Source organism: Kitasatospora sp. HPM-01-4, assembly GCF_051374625.1.
Lineage (GTDB): Bacteria > Actinomycetota > Actinomycetes > Streptomycetales > Streptomycetaceae > Kitasatospora.
Map to the genome: position 1 here is coordinate 5,146,894 of NZ_JBPQGP010000005.1, position 17,175 is coordinate 5,164,068.

Below are 17,175 nucleotides of genomic sequence, written 5' to 3' on the forward strand. Positions count from 1 at the left end.
CGCACCCCCTGTCCGCTGGACCTGCTTCCGCTAGGAGATGCCTCGTGCCGTCCATTGATGTCGTCGTAGCCCGTGAGATTCTCGACTCGCGCGGCAACCCCACGGTCGAGGTCGAGGTCGGCCTCGACGACGGCAGCACCGGCCGTGCCGCTGTCCCGTCCGGCGCCTCCACCGGTGCCTTCGAGGCCCTGGAGCTTCGTGACGGCGACAAGAGCCGCTACTTCGGCAAGGGCGTGGAGAAGGCCGTCCTCGCCGTCATCGAGCAGATCGGCCCGGAGCTGGTCGGCTACGACGCCACCGAGCAGCGCCTGATCGACCAGGCCATGCTCGACCTGGACGCCACCCCGGACAAGTCCTCGCTCGGCGCCAACGCCATCCTGGGCGTCTCCCTCGCCGTGGCGCACGCCGCCTCCGAGGCCAGCGACCTGCCGCTGTTCCGCTACCTCGGCGGCCCGAACGCGCACGTGCTGCCCGTTCCGATGATGAACATCCTCAACGGCGGTTCGCACGCGGACTCCAACGTCGACATCCAGGAGTTCATGATCGCGCCGATCGGCGCCGAGTCGTTCTCCGAGGCCGTCCGCTGGGGCGTCGAGGTCTACCACACCCTCAAGGCCGTGCTGAAGGACCGCGGTCTGTCCACCGGCCTGGGCGACGAGGGCGGCTTCGCCCCGAACCTGGACTCCAACCGCGAGGCCCTGGACCTCATCACCGAGGCCATCAAGAAGGCCGGCTACACCCCGGGCAAGGACATCGCCCTGGCCCTGGACGTCGCCGCCACCGAGTTCTACAAGGACGGCGCCTACCAGTTCGAGGGCAAGGCGCTCTCCGCGTCCGAGCTGATCGACTACTACGCCGACCTGGTCGCCAACTACCCGCTGGTCTCCATCGAGGACCCGCTGAACGAGGAGGACTGGGACGGCTGGAAGGCCATGACCGACCGCCTCGGCGACAAGGTCCAGCTGGTCGGTGACGACCTGTTCGTCACCAACCCGGCCCGCCTGGCCAAGGGCATCGAGACCGGCACCGCCAACGCGCTGCTGGTGAAGGTCAACCAGATCGGTTCGCTGACCGAGACCCTGGACGCCGTCGAGCTGGCCCAGCGCAACGGCTACCGCTGCATGATGTCGCACCGCTCCGGCGAGACCGAGGACGTCACCATCGCCGACCTGGCCGTCGCCACCAACTGCGGCCAGATCAAGACCGGTGCCCCGGCCCGCTCCGAGCGCGTCGCCAAGTACAACCAGCTGCTGCGCATCGAGGAGATCCTCGACGACGCCGCCGACTACGCGGGTCGTTCGGCCTTCCCGCGCTTCCGCTCTGCGGAATAGTCAGCACAGCCGCTCCGCGGAGTAGTCAGCACGGCCGCCCCACGGAGTGGCCGGTACAGCCGCTCCGCGGACCGGCAGACGCGGCGAGTACGAGGCTGACACGTACGTCCGGCCGGACGAGGTCTGACACGTACGGCTCGTGATCGGTGCCCCGCAGCCCGACCCCGTAGGGTTGGGCGGCGGGGCACCGGCGCGCGGTGCCGACGGGAGGGGTACATGGCGAGGTGGAAGATCCCCGGGATCGCCGGGCGGCCACGGTTCACCAGCAGGGCCACGGTGCTCGTCCTGGTGCTCTGCTCGCTGGTGGCGATCCTCGCCTACCCCACCCGTCAGTTCATCGCGCAGCGCTCGGAGATCAACGCGCAGCGCGCCAAGGCCGAGCGCGCCACCCAGCAGGTGGAGAAGCTCCGCACGGAGCGGGCCCGCTGGCAGGACCCGGAGTTCGTCAAGGCGCAGGCCCGCGAGCGGCTGCACTACGCGCTGCCGGGTGAGGCGCCGTTCGTCTCGGTCGACCCGAGCCCGCCCGCCACCGAACAGTCCGCACCGGGCGCGGTGGCGGCCGGTCCGGCCGCCCGGTCCGGCGTGCCCTGGTACACCAGTGTCTGGGCCTCGGTCGCACTGGCCGACGCGCCTGTCGTGGCCGCAGCGCCCGCCGCCACTCCCACCGCCGCCCCGTCCACCGCCCCTCGCTAGAGACAGCAGCACCGCCATGACCTCTGAGAACCCTTCCGTTTCCGACCACGACGTCGCCGCCATCGCGGCCCAGCTCGGCCGTGTGCCGCGAGGCCTGCGGGCCGTGGCGCACCGCTGCCCCTGCGGCAACCCGGACGTCGTGGAGACGGCGCCCCGGCTGCCGGACGGCACGCCGTTCCCGACCCTCTACTACCTGACCTGCCCCAAGGCCGCCTCGCTGATCGGCACCCTGGAGGCGGACGGTGTGATGAAGGAGCAGACCGCCCGCCTCGCCGAGGACCCCGAGCTGGCCGCCGCCTACCAGAAGGCGCACGAGGACTACATCGCCCGCCGGGACGCCATCGAGGTGCTGGAGGGCTTCCCGAGCGCCGGCGGTATGCCGGACCGGGTGAAGTGCCTGCACGTGCTGGCCGGCCATGCGCTGGCGGCCGGTCCCGGCGTCAACCCGCTCGGCGACGAGGCGCTCGGGATGCTGGAGGACTGGTGGGCCAAGGGCCCGTGCGTGAGCGAGGCCGAGGTCGCCGAGAGCGCGGCCAGGGTGGCCGCCCAGCGCGCGGAGGTGGAGGACCACGCCGCGGTCATCGCCGCCAAGCAGCAGAAGACCACCGAGCGCGCCGAGAAGAAGCGCAAGGCCGACGAGGAGAGTGAATGACCGCCACCCGGGTCGCCGCGATCGACTGCGGCACCAACTCGATCCGCCTGCTGATCGCCGATCTCGACCCCGAGACCGGTGCGATCGCCGACCGCGACCGCCGGATGATCATCAACCGGCTCGGCCAGGGTGTGGACCGGACCGGCCGACTGGCGCCCGAGGCACTGGAGCGCACCTTCGCCGCCTGCCGGGAGTACGCCGCGGTCATCGCGGAGCACGGGGTCGGCCCGGACCGGATCCGGATAGCTGCCACCAGCGCCTCGCGGGACGCCGAGAACGCCGAGGAGTTCACCGAGGGCGTCCGGGAGATCCTGGGCGTCGAGCCCAGGGTGATCAGCGGTGACGAGGAGGCCCACCTCTCCTTCGTCGGTGCCACCAAGGAGCTGACCGGCGGTGCCTTCGAGGCCCCGTACCTGGTCTTCGACCTGGGCGGCGGCTCCACCGAGTTCGTCCTGGGCCACGAGGACGTCGAGGCGGCCCGGTCGGTGGACGTCGGCTGCGTCCGGATCGCCGAGCGGCACTTCGCCGGCACCGAGCTGCCGACGCTGAATCAGATCTCGGCCGCCCAGGCGGACATCCGGGCCGCGCTGGACCGGGCCGCCGAGGTGGTCCCGCTGGACCGGGCGGCGACCCTGGTCGGCCTCGCGGGCACCGTCACCACGGTGGCCGGGATCGCCCTCGGCCTGCCGGAGTACGACTCCGCGGCGATCCACCACTCCCGGCTGTCGGTCGAGGCCGTCCGCGAGGTGACCGGCCGGCTGCTGAGCTCCACCCACGAGCAGCGCGCCGCCAACCCGGTCATCCACCCGGGCCGGGTGGACGTGATCGCGGCCGGTGCCCTGGTGCTGCTGGAGATCATGGAGCGGACGGGCGCCGCCGAGGTGGTCGTCAGTGAGCACGACATCCTGGACGGCATCGCCTGGAGCATCGCCTGACCGCCGGGCACGGCTGTCGGGAGCGGTCAGCCTGCTGACCCCTTACCGAACCGGCCCCGGGACGCCCTCGGCGGGCCCGGGGCCGGTTGTCCGGAGGGAGTTCCGGAAAAAACTTCGTGAATTTCTTCACATGGCGATCCAGTCTTTCGTCGCACTCCGCTGCCCGCTACGTCCGTTATGCGAGACCGAAGGTCGACTCGCCGGCCGGCTCGCTGGATCGCAGGCGGCGCTCCTGACTGGCCGGTGAAATCGAAATGGCGCGCGGGAACCCTGGTGTCACAAGGATCGTTGCTGCTCAGGAGTACCGTCCGTGCCAAGGTGCTCGCCGTGTGCGTGACAGGGGTGTGACGGGGCATCAGATCCGGCCGGACGGGGCCGCGTAGTGTAGCAGACGGTGTCCAGACGGCTGTGACGGGCCTCACGAAAGGTCCGCCGAACGGTGCTGGATACTTTCGGATATGAGCACCACGGAGCGTCCTCGCATCCTCATTGTCGGCGGTGGTTACGTCGGCCTGTATGCCGCGATGCGCATCCTCAAGAAGATGCGCTACGGAGAGGCGACCGTCACGGTCGTCGACCCGCGGTCGTACATGACGTACCTGCCCTTCCTCCCGGAGGCGGCCGGCGGCAACGTCGCGCCTCGAAACCTCGTCGCGCCGCTGCGCACGGCCCTGAAGAAGGCGGAGGTGCTCACCGGTTCTGTGACCGGTGTGGACCACGCCCGCAAGGTCGCCACCATCCAGCCCGCGGCCGGCGACTCCTACGAGCTGCCCTTCGACTACCTGGTCGTGGCCACCGGCTCGGTCTCCCGCACCTTCCCGATCCCGGGTCTCGCCGAGCACGGCATCGGCATGAAGACGGTCGAGGAGGCCATCAGCCTCCGCAACCACGTCATGTCGCAGCTGGACAAGGCCGAGTCCACCACGGACGAGGCGGTCCGCCGCAAGGCGCTGACCTTCGTCGTCATCGGCGGTGGCTTCGCCGGTGTCGAGACGATCGCGGAGATCGAGGACATGGCCCGCGACGCGGCCAAGATCTACAAGACCGTCAGCCGCGACGACATGCGCTTCATCATGGTGGAGGCGGCCAACCGCATCCTCCCCGAGGTGGGCCCGGACCTCGGTCTGTGGACCAAGGAGAAGCTCGAAGAGCGCAACATCGAGGTCTTCATCGAGACCTCGATGGACTCCTGCGTCGACCAGCACGTGGTGCTGAAGAACGGCGTCGAGGTCGACGCCTCCACCATCGTGTGGACGGCGGGCGTCAAGCCCAACCCGGTGCTGTCCAACTTCGGCCTGCCGCTCGGCCCGCGCGGCCACGTGGACACCGCGCCGACCCTGCAGGTCCAGGGCTTCGACTACGTCTGGGCCGCCGGCGACAACGCCCAGGTGCCGGACCTCGCCGCCGGCGAGGGCGCCTGGTGCCCGCCGAACGCCCAGCACGCGTGCCGCCAGGCCGTCGTCCTCGGTGACAACGTGGTGGCCGGCATGCGCGGCTTCCCGCAGGCGGAGTACAAGCACAAGAACCTCGGTGCGGTCGCCGGTCTGGGCCTGCACAAGGGTGTGGCGATCCTCTTCGGCAAGTACAAGCTGAAGGGCCGTCCGGCCTGGTGGTTCCACCGCCTGTACCACGGCGCCATGGTCCCGACCATGAACCGCAAGATCCGGGTCTTCACCGACTGGACTCTGGCGATGTTCCTGAAGCGCGAGACGGTTGGTCTGTCCGAGATGGAGAGGCCGTTCAGCGCCTTCCAGGAGGCAGCGGGCCCCGCCCCCAAGCCCGTCGAGGCCGCCAAGCCCGCCGAGAAGGAACTCGCGAACAGCAAGTAAGCGACCAGATCCGGGCGGAGGAGCAGCCCGGGTACGAGTCGGAGGCCCTCCGCCCGGCAGTGTCGCCGGACCACGACCTCCGTGGTGCTCAGCCGGCCGTGCGACCGGGCGGAGTACAGAAGTAAGAAGCAGGGCCCCTGCCGGAACCTCCGGCAGGGGCCCTGTCCGTTGCCCGCGCCGGGCCGGAGGCGGAGCCCCCTGCCGCCCGTTCCGGGTGGGCCGCCTGCCGTCTGCCCCGGGTGGAGCCACCGGCGGTCACGGCCGGGGCCGGTGCCCGGCGGGCCGGGGCGGGGTGTGCCGCCGGTGCTTCGGCCGGGCGGACAGCCGGAGCCCCGGCGCAGCGAGAAGGCCCCCGCCGAACCGGCAGGGGCCTTCCGTCGGCTTCCGGGCCGTCAGTCGGTCTTGATGCTGGTCAGGATGTCCAGCTTGGACGCCTGACGGGCGGGCCACATCGCGGCGAACAGACCCACCAGGCCGGCCAGGAGCAGGAAGAGCAGCAGCTGGCCGTAGGGGACCACCGTGGTGAGGGTCGGCAGGCTGGAGATCAGCGTGCGGTTGACCGCCCAGGCGGCGAAGGTGCCGAGCGCGACACCGATCACCGCGCCGAAGAGCGAGATCACCACCGACTCCAGCCGGACCATCCGCTTGATGCCGCTGCGGTCCAGACCGATCGCCCGCAGCATGCCGATCTCGCGCTTGCGCTCGAAGACCGACATGGCCAGCGTGTTGATCACGCCGATGACCGCGATCACCACGGCCATGCCCAGCAGGCCGTACATCATGTTCAGCGCGAAGGTGATCATCTTGTTGAACTCGTCGCGCATGTCCTGCTTGGTCTTGACCTCGACCACCGGGTTGTTGCCGGTGGCCTCCTTGATGGACTGCTTGAGAGCGGCGCTCGGCCCGTCGGTGCCCTTGACCAGGACATCGCTGAAGTAGGGCTCGGGGTCGTGCTTGATGATCTCGGCGTTGGCCATGATGACCTCGGAGATCATCGCGTTGCCCTCGTACACACCGCCGACCGTGACGGTGCCGTCGCGGTCGACGCCCTCGCGGTCGGCGCGGAAGTCCACCTTGAGGGTGGAACCGACCGACAGGCCCTCCTTCTTGGCCATGTCGCTGTCGACCAGGATCTGGCCCTGCTTCAGCGCCGAGGCGGAACCGCTGATCATCTTCGGCTGGACCAGCTGCTCGAAGCCGGCGGCGTCGAAGCCGCGGACCGAGTGCGAGGAACCGTTGAACTCCCAGAAGACCCGGGCGATGGGGCTGGAGACCGCGACACCGTGGGCCTTGGAGACGGCGGTGGCCAGCTCGGGGGTCAGGTCGCCGGTGGCCGTGCTGACGTCGTAGTCGGCCTTCATGGAGCTGGTGACGGCCTTGTTCACCATGTCGGTGATCGAGGAGCCCAGCACGCTCAGACCGGTGACCAGGGCCAGACCGATGGTGAGCGCGGCCGCCGTGGCGGCGGTACGGCGCGGGTTGCGCACCGCGTTCCGGCGGGCCAGCTTGCCGGGCGTACCGGCCAGCTTGGCCAGCAGCGGGCCGACCAGGGCGATCACCGGACGGGAGAGCAGCGGCAGCAGGACGAAGATCCCGATCAGCGCCAGCGCGACACCGGCGCCCACCGGCATCCGGCCGGAGCTGTTCTTGGCGGCCGCGCCCATCAGGACCAGGCCGAGGCCGCCGATGGTGATCACCGAGCCGATGACGTTGCGGACCACCAGGCTCTTCTGGCTGGCCGGCTGGTCGCCGCTGCTCATCGCGGCCACCGGGGCGATCCGGGAGGCGCGCAGGGCGGGGAGGACCGCGGAGAGGACGGTGACCAGGACACCGACCACCAGGGTCACCACGACCGTGGTCGGCGCGATCACCAGCGGGCCGGTGGGCATTCCGGTGGTGGTGGCGTGGATCAGCGACTGCATCCCGGCGCCGATGCCGACACCGGCGAGCAGACCGGTCACCGAGGCGGCGACGCCGAGGGCCAGCGCCTCGACCAGCACCGAGCGGGTGACCTGCGAGCGGCTGGCGCCGACCGCGCGGAGCAGGGCCAGCTCCTTGGTGCGCTGGGCGACCAGCATGGTGAAGGTGTTGGCGATGATGAAGACGCTGACGAACAGCGAGATGATCGCGAAGACCAGCAGCATGGTCTTCATGCCGTCGGTGCCCTGGGCGATCATCTTGGCCTGCTCGTCGTTGAGGTGCTGGCCGGTCTCGGTGCGGAAGTTGCTGTCCTTGGGCAGGACCTTGTCGACCTCGTCGAGCAGGGCGGACTCGGTGGTACCGGACTTGGCCAGCACCGAGACGGAGCTGTACTGGCCGGGCGTCAGCAGCATCTTCTGCGCGCTGGCGGTGTCCAGCAGGGTGAGCGTGCCGCCGGAGGTGACCTGCGGGTCGTCGGTGGTGACGATGCCGGCCAGCTTCACGTCCAGGGCCGGGCCGTTGCTCGCGATCCGGACGGTGTCACCGACGTGGTAGCCGCCCTTCTCGGCGGTCGCCTTGTCGAGCGCGACCTCCTTGGGGCCGGAGGGCGCCTTGCCCGCCACCAGCGGGTAGCGGCTGTCCTTGCCGGAGGCGTCGGGCGCGTAGTTGCTGCCCATGGCGCTCCAGACCTGGCCGATCAGGTTGCCGTTCTTGTCCGACACGCCGAGGAAGCCGGAGACCACGCCGCGGGCCCGGTCGGTTCCGGGCAGGGCGGCTATCTGCTTGACCGTGGCGTCGGTCAGCTTCTCGGCCGGCCTGGCGTCCTCCTTGGTCCTCGAACCGAACCGGGTGCCGGCGGTGGGGTCGGTGACCAGGACCGAGACGTCGGTGTAGCTCTTGGCGTAGCTGTTCTTCATGGCCTGGCCGAGCGTGTCGGAGAAGACCAGGGTGGCGGAGACGAAGGCCGTGCCGAGCAGGATGGCGAGTGCCGTCATCAGCAGGCGGCCCTTGTGGGCCAGCACATTGCGCAGTGCGGTGCGATACATGGAATGCGTCCTGGGAGGGTGGGGGCGGCTACTGGCTTGGCGTCAGTTCGTCCGGCCCCTAGTTCGTCCGGCCCTTGGCGTCGAAGCGGCGCATCCGGTCCAGGACGCTGTCGGCGGTCGGCTCGATCAGCTCGTCGACGATCCGGCCGTCGGCGAGGAAGACCACGCGGTCCGCGTAGGAGGCGGCAACCGGGTCGTGGGTCACCATCACCACGGTCTGGCCGAGTTCACGCACGGAGTTCCGCAGGAAGGAGAGGATCTCGGCACCGGAGCGGGAGTCGAGGTTTCCGGTGGGCTCGTCGGCGAAGATGATGTCCGGCTTGCTGGCCAGGGCGCGGGCGCAGGCGACGCGCTGCTGCTGGCCGCCGGAGAGCTGGGAGGGGCGGTGCGAGAGCCGGCCGGAGAGGCCGACGGTGTCCACCACCCGGTCCAGCCAGGCCTGGTCGACCTTGCGGCCCGCGATGTCCATCGGCAGCGTGATGTTCTCCAGCGCCGTCAGGGTGGGCAGCAGGTTGAAGGCCTGGAAGATGAAGCCGATCTTGTCCCGGCGGAGCTTGGTCAGCTGCTTGTCCTTCAGCCCGACCAGCTCGGTCTCGCCGATCATCGAGGAGCCGGAGGAGACGGTGTCCAGGCCGGCCATGCAGTGCATCAGGGTGGACTTGCCGGAGCCGGAGGGGCCCATGATCGCGGTGAACTCGCCCTGCGGGAACACCACGCTGACGTTGTCCAGCGCGACCACGCGGGTCTCGCCCTCGCCGTAGACCTTGTTCAGACCGGTGGCGCGGGCGGCCGCCTGGCCGGTGCGGACGGCGTATGCGGACGTCGTGGTCACGGGAGGGCTCCTTGGCTGTGGCCGGCCGGCCGTGATCGGCCGACCGTGATCGGTTGGTGAAGCTCTGGCCGGCAGGACGCAGGGTTCCGGCCGCTACTCCATCGTCCTTCGGCGACTGCGGAAATCAGTCGGCCGGGGGAACGGTTGAGCCCACCGCCGCTGGTCGTACCCGGCCCGCCGGATCTCCTCCTCGGGTATGACACCGACCCTGATGCCGCTGACGTGGCCGAATATCGGCCAAGGGCTGTCCGAATCGCAGACGATTCGTCAGATGGCAAGGAAACATGACAATTTCCGCGCCAAGAACATGCGAAAGGGGTGGCCGGGAGACTAGTCTCAGGGGTGGCCCGCACAGGGCGCGGAGGGGTTCAGGCCCGGGTGGTGGAACGCAGACACGGGCAGCTTAAAACTGCTTGGCCGACAGGCCGTGCCGGTTCGAGTCCGGCTCCGGGCACCAACTCCGTCCCCTCGTCCCGTCTGCGAGATCCTCCTCGCGGCGTAGCCGCTTCTCTTTGCCAAGGCATTACTCTTGGGGGGCGTGGGTGGCGCCCTGCCGCCCCCGGAGGGAATGAGCATGAGAAGCAGCAACCCGGTCTTCTCGCGGGAGGGGTCCTTCACCCGCGGCACCGGATACGCAGGATTCGGTACCGGAGCCGCCCAGCAGCCGCAGGCCGGCGGCCCCTACTCCGGCAGCCCCTACGACAGCAACCCGTACGCGCAGCAGTACGGCCAGCCGCTCACCGACGAGCAGCTGCAGCAGATGTACCAGGCGCCCGACGCCGGCCCGCTGCAGACCGGCCGGATGACCATGGACGACGTGGTGGCCCGGACGGCCCTCACGCTGCTCACCCTGGTCGCCGGCGGCGCCGTCGCCTGGTTCGCGCTCCCGGTGGGGAACTACGGCCTCGCGGTGGGCGCCATGATCGCCGCCGCCGTGCTCGGCCTGGTGATCAGCTTCAAGCGGAGCGTCAGCCCGCCGCTGATCCTGGCCTACGCGGCACTGGAGGGCTTCTTCCTCGGGGCGATCACCAAGGCGCTGGAGGCCGCCCTGCCGGGCATCGCGATCCAGGCCGTGCTGGGCACGGCCGCGGTCTTCGCGGCGATGCTGATGGCCTACAAGAGCGGCCGGATCCGGGTCACCGCGCGCTACACCCGGGTCGGCACGGCGATCGCCATGGGCTTCGTGATCCTGCTCCTGGTCAACCTGGTGGCGTCGATGTTCAGCGCCGACCTGGGGCTGCGCTCGGGCCCGCTGGGCATCGTGGTGGGCCTGATCGGAATCGGCCTCGGCGCGTTCTTCCTCTCGCTGGACTTCGCCGAGATCGAGGCGGGCATCCGGGGCGGCGCTCCGCAGCGGGAGTCCTGGCGGGCCGCCTTCGGGCTGACCGTCGCGCTGGTCTGGATCTACCTGGAGATGCTCCGGCTGATCGCGATCCTGCGCGGCGACGACTGATCCCGGGCATACGAGACGGCCACTCACGGGCTCTGGAGCACCCGCTCCGGGGCCCGTGGCCTTCTCTTCGACGCTCCGGTGCCGATCGCCCGGAGGAAGAGGGATAGCCTCGAAGTATGTCCGCTGAACTTCATCTGTCCGCCGACCGGACCGCCCTGCTGGATGCCGTGGAGAGTCTGGCGGACCGCTACCGCACGATGCCGCAGAGCCGGTTGCTGGGCGAGGTGCCCGGGCACCCCTCGAGGGCCGCCGCCGGGCTGGCAGTGGCTCGGCAGCTGGCTTCCGCCGCGCTGGCCGCGGCCGGTGAACCGCCGCACGAGTTCCCGGATGCGGGCCCGTTCGCGGTCGGGGACCAGATCGCCGTGGCCGGGTACGAACTCGCCGACTCGGGTGACGACGCGCAACTGGCAGAGGCCCTGGCCACGGTCAGGGCAACCCTCGAACTGATCTCCTAGGGCGCACTCCCGGGGAGGCGCCGGCGATGGGCCCGCGGCGCGTCGTGGGCCGTTGCCCGCGCACGGCCGCCCGCGCACGCGGTCGGTCGAGCGGAGTCGTGCGCCCCCGGTGGTCGCTCTGCTTCCACCGACCCCTGGCGGGCTGTCAGATGCTGGCGACGACGCGGTCGGCCAGGACGTAGACGGCGTCCTCGTCGGTGGAGAAGGTCAGGGAGTAGGAGCCCGAGAAGCGGGAGCCGCCGAGGAGGCGGACGTCCTCGCCGGCCCGGACGGCGTCGATGAGGCGGTAGGTGGCCTCGCTGTCGCCGGGGGCCACGCAGAGGGTGGTGCCGTCGGCGAAGGCGTACACGTCCAGGGTGCCGAGCGGGCCGGGGCGGACGTCGGTGAGGGGGATGCCGTCCTCGGCCAGGGTGGCCAGCTTGGTGTCCGTCCACTCGCGGGACGGGGTCGGGCTCGGGACGAAGTCGGGGTGCGAGGGGTGGCGCCGCGGGTCGGGGGCGGCGGCCGACTCGGCGTCCAGCAGGCCGGACTCCAGGCCGGTGGCGAGCAGGTCGGCCTCGCGGCGGGCGCGGGCCTCACCGGAGCCCTCGGTGCCGCCGGGCGTCTGCTGGCCGGGAACGGACTGCGCGGGGTGGCCCGAACCGCCCTTGGCGCCGGCCTCGGTGGCGGGCAGCCCGTACTCGCCGCTGCGGTCCTTGCCGATGAGGTCCTCCAGCGCGGAGCGCAGCGCCTCGCTGAACCCGGGGTCCATGACGCCGTTGTCGGCCGCGTCCTGCGGTCCGGTCGGGCGCGGGAAGAACAGCGGCCACTCCTCGGGCGCGGTCAAGTGGGCGCCGGTGAACGGGGAGTCGAAGAGCGGGGCGTCCTCGGCGGCCTTGGCCTCCTGCTCGGCCCAGAACGCACGTGCCTCGGCGATCTCCCGCTCCCGGTCGGCCGCCAGTGCCTCGGCCACCGCGCGGCGTATGACGGCCTCGTCAACCACGGCCGGGGAAGGGGCGGTTGCGACGGTCCGCTGCTCCTCCAGGCGGCGCGAGAGGCCACGTACGCAGAGCAGGACGGCGGTACACACGGCGATCAGGACCAGCAGCAGGATGGTGTCGACGGCGCTCACTGAACGTACTCCTAGCGAGGAGTGGAACGGGGTTACACGTCCACACTGCCGTATGAGGAGCTGTTACTGCAGTGGCAGATGTCCGATTTGGGTGTGATGTACATCCTTGTCCCCAAATCATCTGCGGGACCCGTTATACGCTGCGAAGTTGACTGATCTCGCGGTGTTCGCAAAACGCCGCCCCGGGCCGGGAGCGAGGGCTGGATCACACCCGAAATGTGATCCAGCCCTCAGTCACCGTCCGTCACCTCCAGGCGGGGGTGAGGGGCGGGCCGGTTCTCAACTGGCTCGGCTCAGCTGCTCGGTGTCTGCCGACCGCGACTGGGCTGCTCCTCCGCTGCGTCTCAGCTCAGCCGCTCGGTGTCTGCGGGTCGCGGCTGAACTGTTCCTACGCTGCGGGCGGGTGCCGCCTCGTTCCTCGGCGACCCCCACCCTCCGCTGCGTCTCAGCTCAGCCGCTCGGTGTCTGCGGGTCGCGGCTGAACTGTTCCTACGCTGCGGGCGGGTGCCGCCTCGTTCCTCGGCGACCCCCACCCTCCGCTGCGTCTCAGCTCAGCCGCTGGGTGTCTGCGGGTCGCGGCTGAACTGTTCCTACGCTGCGGGCGGGTGCCGCCTCGTTCCTCGGCGACCCCCACCCTCCGCTGCGTCTCAGCTCAGCCGCTCGATGACCATCGCCATGCCCTGTCCGCCGCCGACGCACATGGTCTCCAGGCCGAACTGCTTGTCGTGCCACTGCAGGGAGTTGATCAGCGTGGTGGTGATCCGGGCGCCGGTCATGCCGAAGGGGTGGCCGACGGCGATCGCGCCGCCGTTGACGTTCAGCCGGTCCAGGTCGATGCCCAAGTCCCGGTAGGAGGGGATGACCTGGGCCGCGAAGGCCTCGTTGATCTCGACCAGGTCGATGTCGCCGATGGTCAGGCCGGCCCGCTTGAGGGCCTGCTTGGACGCCTCGACCGGGCCGTAGCCCATGATCTCGGGGGAGAGCGCGCTGACGCCGGTGGAGACCACGCGGGCGAGCGGGGTGATGCCGAGCTCGCGGGCCTTGGTGTCGGACATGATCACCAGGGCGGCGGCGCCGTCGTTGAGCGGGCAGCAGTTGCCCGCCGTGACCGTGCCGTCCGGGCGGAACACCGGCTTCAGGCCGGCCACGCCCTCCAGGGTGACCCCTGCACGCGGGCCGTCGTCCTTGCTGACCACGGTGCCGTCCGGGGTGGTGACCGGGGTGATCTCGCGCTCCCAGAAGCCCGCCTTGATCGCGGCCTCGGCCAGGTTCTGCGAGCGGACGCCGAACTCGTCCTGCTCGGCCCGGGTGATGCCCTTGAGTGCGGCCAGGTTCTCCGCGGTCTGGCCCATGGCGATGTACGCGTCGGGGATCAGTCCGTCCTCGCGCGGGTCGTGCCACTCACCGCCACCGACCTCGGCGCGGTGCGCGGTGCGGGCCACGGCCTCGGCGAAGATCGGGTTCTGGGTGTCCGGCAGGCCGTCCGAGGTGCCCCTGACGCTGCGCGAGACGGTCTCGACACCGGCCGAGATGAAGACGTCGCCCTCGCCGGCCTTGATCGCGTGCAGTGCCATCCGGGTGGTCTGCAGCGAGGAGGAGCAGTAGCGGGTGATGGTGGCGCCGGGCAGGTAGTCCATGCCCATCTGGACGGCGATGATCCGGGCCAGGTTGTGGCCCTGCTCGCCGCCGGGCAGGCCGCAGCCGAGCATCAGGTCGTCTATCTGGCGCGGGTCCAGTTCGGGGACCTTGGCGAGCGCGGCGCCGATGATCTGCGCGGTGAGGTCGTCCGGGCGGACGTCCTTCAGCGAGCCCTTGAAGGCCCGGCCGATCGGCGAACGGGCGGCGCTGACGATGACGGCTTCGGGCATGGTGGCTCCTCGCTGGGTGACCCTGGGGCTTTGCGTGCCGCCGGACACGGCAGTGCCAAGTGGGACGCTCGGGAGGAAAGTTACCGTTAAGTAGATCGCGCGTCATCAGTGCCCGGGTGTGAGCTGGCCGACGCGGTCCGCCCCGAGGCCGGTGCCTCCTTCCGTTCCGGCGACGCATCCCGTGACGCGTCCGACGGCATGTCCGACGGCATGTCCGACGGCATGTCCGACGGCGTGTCCCGTGACGCGTCCGACGACGCATCCGGCCCACCGCCCGGCGAGGTGTCCGGCGACGCGTCCGACGAGGCGGCCGTCGTACCGTTCTGCTGCCCGGCTCCCGGCAGGCCCAACCGCAGCCGGTGCACCACCTGTGCCCAGCGCCGTCCGATGTCCGGCATGCCCGCGCGGTCGGCCGCCGCCACCTCGGTGCCCGAGTACCCGGCCGCCGTGGCCGCCGCCATCGCCACCGGCAGCACCGACTCATGGCCGCCGTCGGGTGCGATCTCGTCCGGCCAGAGGTCAAGGGCCGCGCAGAGCGAGGGCAGTACGGCCATCGCCGCCGTGGCGTACCCCTGGGAGGAGGGGTGGTAGCGGTCCGCGGCGAACATCTCGGGGCGGGTGGCGAACTCGGGGCCGAGCAGCGAGCCCAGCGAGACGGTCCGGCCGCCGTTCTCCACCACCGCTATGGTCTGGGCGGCCGCCAGCTGGCGGGACAGCCGTCGGGCCACCCAGCGCAGCGGCGGCCGGACCGGCTTGATCGTCCCGAGGTCCGGGCAGGTGCCGACCACCACCTCGCAGCCGCCGGCCCGCAGCGCCGCCACCGCCTCGCCCAGCTGCCGTACCGACTGGGCGGCCGAGCTGTGCCTGGTCACGTCGTTGGCGCCGATGATGACGACGGCGATGGTCGGCCGGTGCGGCAGGACCAGCTCCACCTGCCGGGCCAGGTCCGCCGAGCGGGCGCCCGACCTGGCGACGTTCAGCAGTCGTACCCGGCGTTCGGCGACCGAGGCGAGCCCGCCCGCCAGCAGTGCCCCCGGGGTCTCGTGCCCCCGTGTCACCCCGAGGCCGGCGGCGGTCGAGTCGCCGAGGAAGGCCAGCACCATCGGCGGCTCGGTCTCCAGCGGATCGGCGAAGGCCGCTCCGTACACCCCGTCCGCCCTCGGCGGATCGCCCTCCAGCAGGCCGACCGCGCGCACCGCCATCCTGGTCTCGGTGAGCAGCAGGCCCACCAGTCCGACCCCGAGCAGTCCGATGCCGCCGCCGCCGTACGCCGCCGCCGTGGCGATCCTGCGGGCGACCCGGGCCCGCGACTCCTGCGCCCCTGACACCCCGGCCCCCTTCTCGTGGTGCTGTTCCCGACTCCGTCCACCTGCTGGTACCCGCCGGAGCCCGGTGCTACCTGCCTGGGTCGGCCATCCGTGGCCCTAGGCTTGCAGTACCGAACATCACCTGCATCGCACTTACCGGGAGGACCCCCGTGAGGTACCACAATTCGATCATCGAGCTGGTCGGCAACACGCCCCTGGTGAAGCTCAACAAGGTCACCGAGGGCATCAGCGCGACCGTGCTGGCGAAGGTCGAGTACTTCAACCCCGGCGGGTCGGTCAAGGACCGCATCGCGATGCGCATGATCGAGGCCGCCGAGGCGTCCGGTGCACTCAAGCCCGGTGGCACGATCGTCGAGCCGACCTCGGGCAACACCGGTGTCGGTCTGGCCATCGTGGCCCAGCAGAAGGGCTACAAGTGCATCTTCGTCTGCCCTGACAAGGTCTCCACCGACAAGATCAACACGCTCCGTGCGTACGGCGCCGAGGTGGTGGTCTGCCCGACCGCCGTCGCGCCCGAGCACCCGGACTCCTACTACAACGTGTCCGACCGCCTGGTGCGGGAGACCCCCAACGCCTGGAAGCCGGACCAGTACTCCAACCCGGAGAACCCGGCCTCGCACTACCACTCCACCGGCCCGGAGCTGTGGGAGCAGACCGAGGGGAAGATCACCCACTTCGTCGCGGGCGTCGGCACCGGCGGCACCATCTCCGGTACCGGCAACTACCTGAAGGATGCCTCCGGCGGCAAGGTCAAGGTCATCGGCGCCGACCCCGAGGGCTCGGTGTACTCGGGCGGCACCGGCCGTCCGTACCTGGTCGAGGGCGTCGGTGAGGACTTCTGGCCGACCGCCTACGACCGCAGTGTCGCGGACGAGATCGTCGCGGTCTCCGACAAGGACTCCTTCCAGATGACCCGCCGCCTGGCCAAGGAGGAGGGCCTGCTGGTCGGCGGTTCCTGCGGGATGGCCGTGGTGGCCGCGCTGGAGGTCGCCAAGCGGCTCGGCCCGGACGACGTGGTCGTGGTGCTGCTGCCGGACGGTGGCCGCGGCTACCTGTCGAAGATCTTCAACGACGACTGGATGGCCGACTACGGCTTCCTGCCGTCCGAGACCGACGAGGCGCACATCGCCGAGGTGCTGGCCCGCAAGGTCGCCATCCAGCAGGGCGGCATCCCGCAGTTCGTCCACATGCACCCCAGCGAGACGGTCGGCGACGCGATCAAGGTGCTGGGCGACTTCGGCGTCTCGCAGATGCCGGTGGTCTCGCCGGGCGCCGGCCACCCCGACATCATGGCGGGCGAGGTGATCGGCTCGGTGGTCGAGCGCGAGCTGCTCAACGGGCTGCACGCGCAGGAGATCCAGCTCACCGACACCCTGGACAGGGTGATGTCCAAGCCGCTGCCGGTGGTCGGTTCCGGTGAGACCGTCACCAGCCTGGTGGCCGTGCTGGAGAAGGCCGACGCGGCCGTCGTCCTGGTCGAGGGCAAGCCGCAGGGCATCGTCACCCGCCAGGACCTGCTGGCCTTCCTGGCCGGGCGCGGCGGCCACTGAGGCGGCGTCAGCGGGGCTGCCCCGCCGGGAGGATGGGAATCCGTCCGGGCGTGAAGTGGTACACCGACGACATGTCCACGCAGCGCGGGGTTAACAACCGTCGGGCATCGTAGGGGTCAACGGCGAGACGCCGAGCAAGGCGACGGCAGCGATCGGGAGCGGCTCCCTGGTG

At 70.7% G+C, this 17,175-nt stretch carries 13 protein-coding genes and 1 tRNA gene; 9 read left to right on the forward strand and 5 right to left on the reverse strand.

The window, feature by feature from the left end; genetic code table 11:
* The first annotated feature begins 44 nt into the window (after positions 1–44).
* The 5 genes from eno (at position 45) to ACSMTC_RS22425 (ending at position 5,440) form a co-directional block, all read left to right on the forward strand.
* Positions 45–1,331 (forward strand): phosphopyruvate hydratase, encoded by a 1,287-nt coding sequence (gene eno, locus ACSMTC_RS22405; RefSeq protein ID WP_436561499.1) that lies wholly within the window; start codon positions 45–47, stop codon positions 1,329–1,331.
* Positions 1,332–1,547: 216 nt separating this feature from the next.
* Complete coding sequence (locus ACSMTC_RS22410) at positions 1,548–2,024, forward strand: FtsB family cell division protein (RefSeq protein WP_436561500.1); 477 nt, start codon at positions 1,548–1,550, stop codon at positions 2,022–2,024.
* A gap of 16 nt (positions 2,025–2,040) precedes the next feature.
* Positions 2,041–2,676 (forward strand): DUF501 domain-containing protein, encoded by a 636-nt coding sequence (locus tag ACSMTC_RS22415; RefSeq protein ID WP_436561501.1) that lies wholly within the window; start codon positions 2,041–2,043, stop codon positions 2,674–2,676.
* Entirely contained in the window at positions 2,673–3,611 is a 939-nt protein-coding gene (locus tag ACSMTC_RS22420; protein ID WP_436561502.1) for a Ppx/GppA phosphatase family protein, read from the forward strand. The genes ACSMTC_RS22415 and ACSMTC_RS22420 overlap by 4 nt, the downstream gene beginning before the upstream one ends.
* A gap of 458 nt (positions 3,612–4,069) precedes the next feature.
* Entirely contained in the window at positions 4,070–5,440 is a 1,371-nt protein-coding gene (locus ACSMTC_RS22425) for an NAD(P)/FAD-dependent oxidoreductase (protein WP_436561503.1), read from the forward strand.
* 392 nt (positions 5,441–5,832) lie between these two features.
* Here the strand turns inward: ACSMTC_RS22425 and ACSMTC_RS22430 are convergent, their stop codons facing one another.
* Both ACSMTC_RS22430 and ACSMTC_RS22435 read right to left on the reverse strand, forming a co-directional pair.
* Complete coding sequence (locus ACSMTC_RS22430) at positions 5,833–8,406, reverse strand: ABC transporter permease (protein WP_436561504.1); 2,574 nt, start codon at positions 8,404–8,406, stop codon at positions 5,833–5,835.
* Positions 8,407–8,464: 58 nt separating this feature from the next.
* Entirely contained in the window at positions 8,465–9,238 is a 774-nt protein-coding gene (locus ACSMTC_RS22435; protein WP_436561505.1) for an ABC transporter ATP-binding protein, read from the reverse strand.
* A gap of 372 nt (positions 9,239–9,610) precedes the next feature.
* Between ACSMTC_RS22435 and ACSMTC_RS22440 the strand changes: the two genes are divergently transcribed.
* From ACSMTC_RS22440 to ACSMTC_RS22450, 3 genes are all read left to right on the forward strand, one after another.
* Positions 9,611–9,695 (forward strand) — tRNA-Leu (locus tag ACSMTC_RS22440).
* A gap of 117 nt (positions 9,696–9,812) precedes the next feature.
* Complete coding sequence (locus ACSMTC_RS22445) at positions 9,813–10,691, forward strand: Bax inhibitor-1/YccA family protein (RefSeq protein ID WP_436561506.1); 879 nt, start codon at positions 9,813–9,815, stop codon at positions 10,689–10,691.
* 116 nt (positions 10,692–10,807) lie between these two features.
* Complete coding sequence (locus tag ACSMTC_RS22450) at positions 10,808–11,146, forward strand: hypothetical protein (RefSeq protein ID WP_436561507.1); 339 nt, start codon at positions 10,808–10,810, stop codon at positions 11,144–11,146.
* A gap of 145 nt (positions 11,147–11,291) precedes the next feature.
* Here ACSMTC_RS22450 and ACSMTC_RS22455 read toward each other — a convergent pair whose 3' ends face one another.
* From ACSMTC_RS22455 to ACSMTC_RS22465, 3 genes are all read right to left on the reverse strand, one after another.
* Complete coding sequence (locus ACSMTC_RS22455; RefSeq protein WP_436561508.1) at positions 11,292–12,257, reverse strand: hypothetical protein; 966 nt, start codon at positions 12,255–12,257, stop codon at positions 11,292–11,294.
* 647 nt (positions 12,258–12,904) lie between these two features.
* Entirely contained in the window at positions 12,905–14,125 is a 1,221-nt protein-coding gene (locus tag ACSMTC_RS22460) for an acetyl-CoA C-acetyltransferase (RefSeq protein WP_436561509.1), read from the reverse strand.
* Positions 14,126–14,211: 86 nt separating this feature from the next.
* A complete protein-coding gene (locus tag ACSMTC_RS22465) occupies positions 14,212–15,453 on the reverse strand; it encodes an SGNH/GDSL hydrolase family protein (RefSeq protein ID WP_436561510.1) in 1,242 nt (413 codons plus the stop codon).
* A 149-nt stretch (positions 15,454–15,602) separates the two neighbouring features.
* Here ACSMTC_RS22465 and ACSMTC_RS22470 point away from each other — a divergent pair, with 149 nt between their 5' ends.
* The gene (locus ACSMTC_RS22470; RefSeq protein WP_436561511.1) at positions 15,603–17,003 is read left to right on the forward strand and encodes a cystathionine beta-synthase; all 1,401 of its coding nucleotides are present in this window, start codon (positions 15,603–15,605) and stop codon (positions 17,001–17,003) included.
* Positions 17,004–17,175 lie beyond the last annotated feature (172 nt).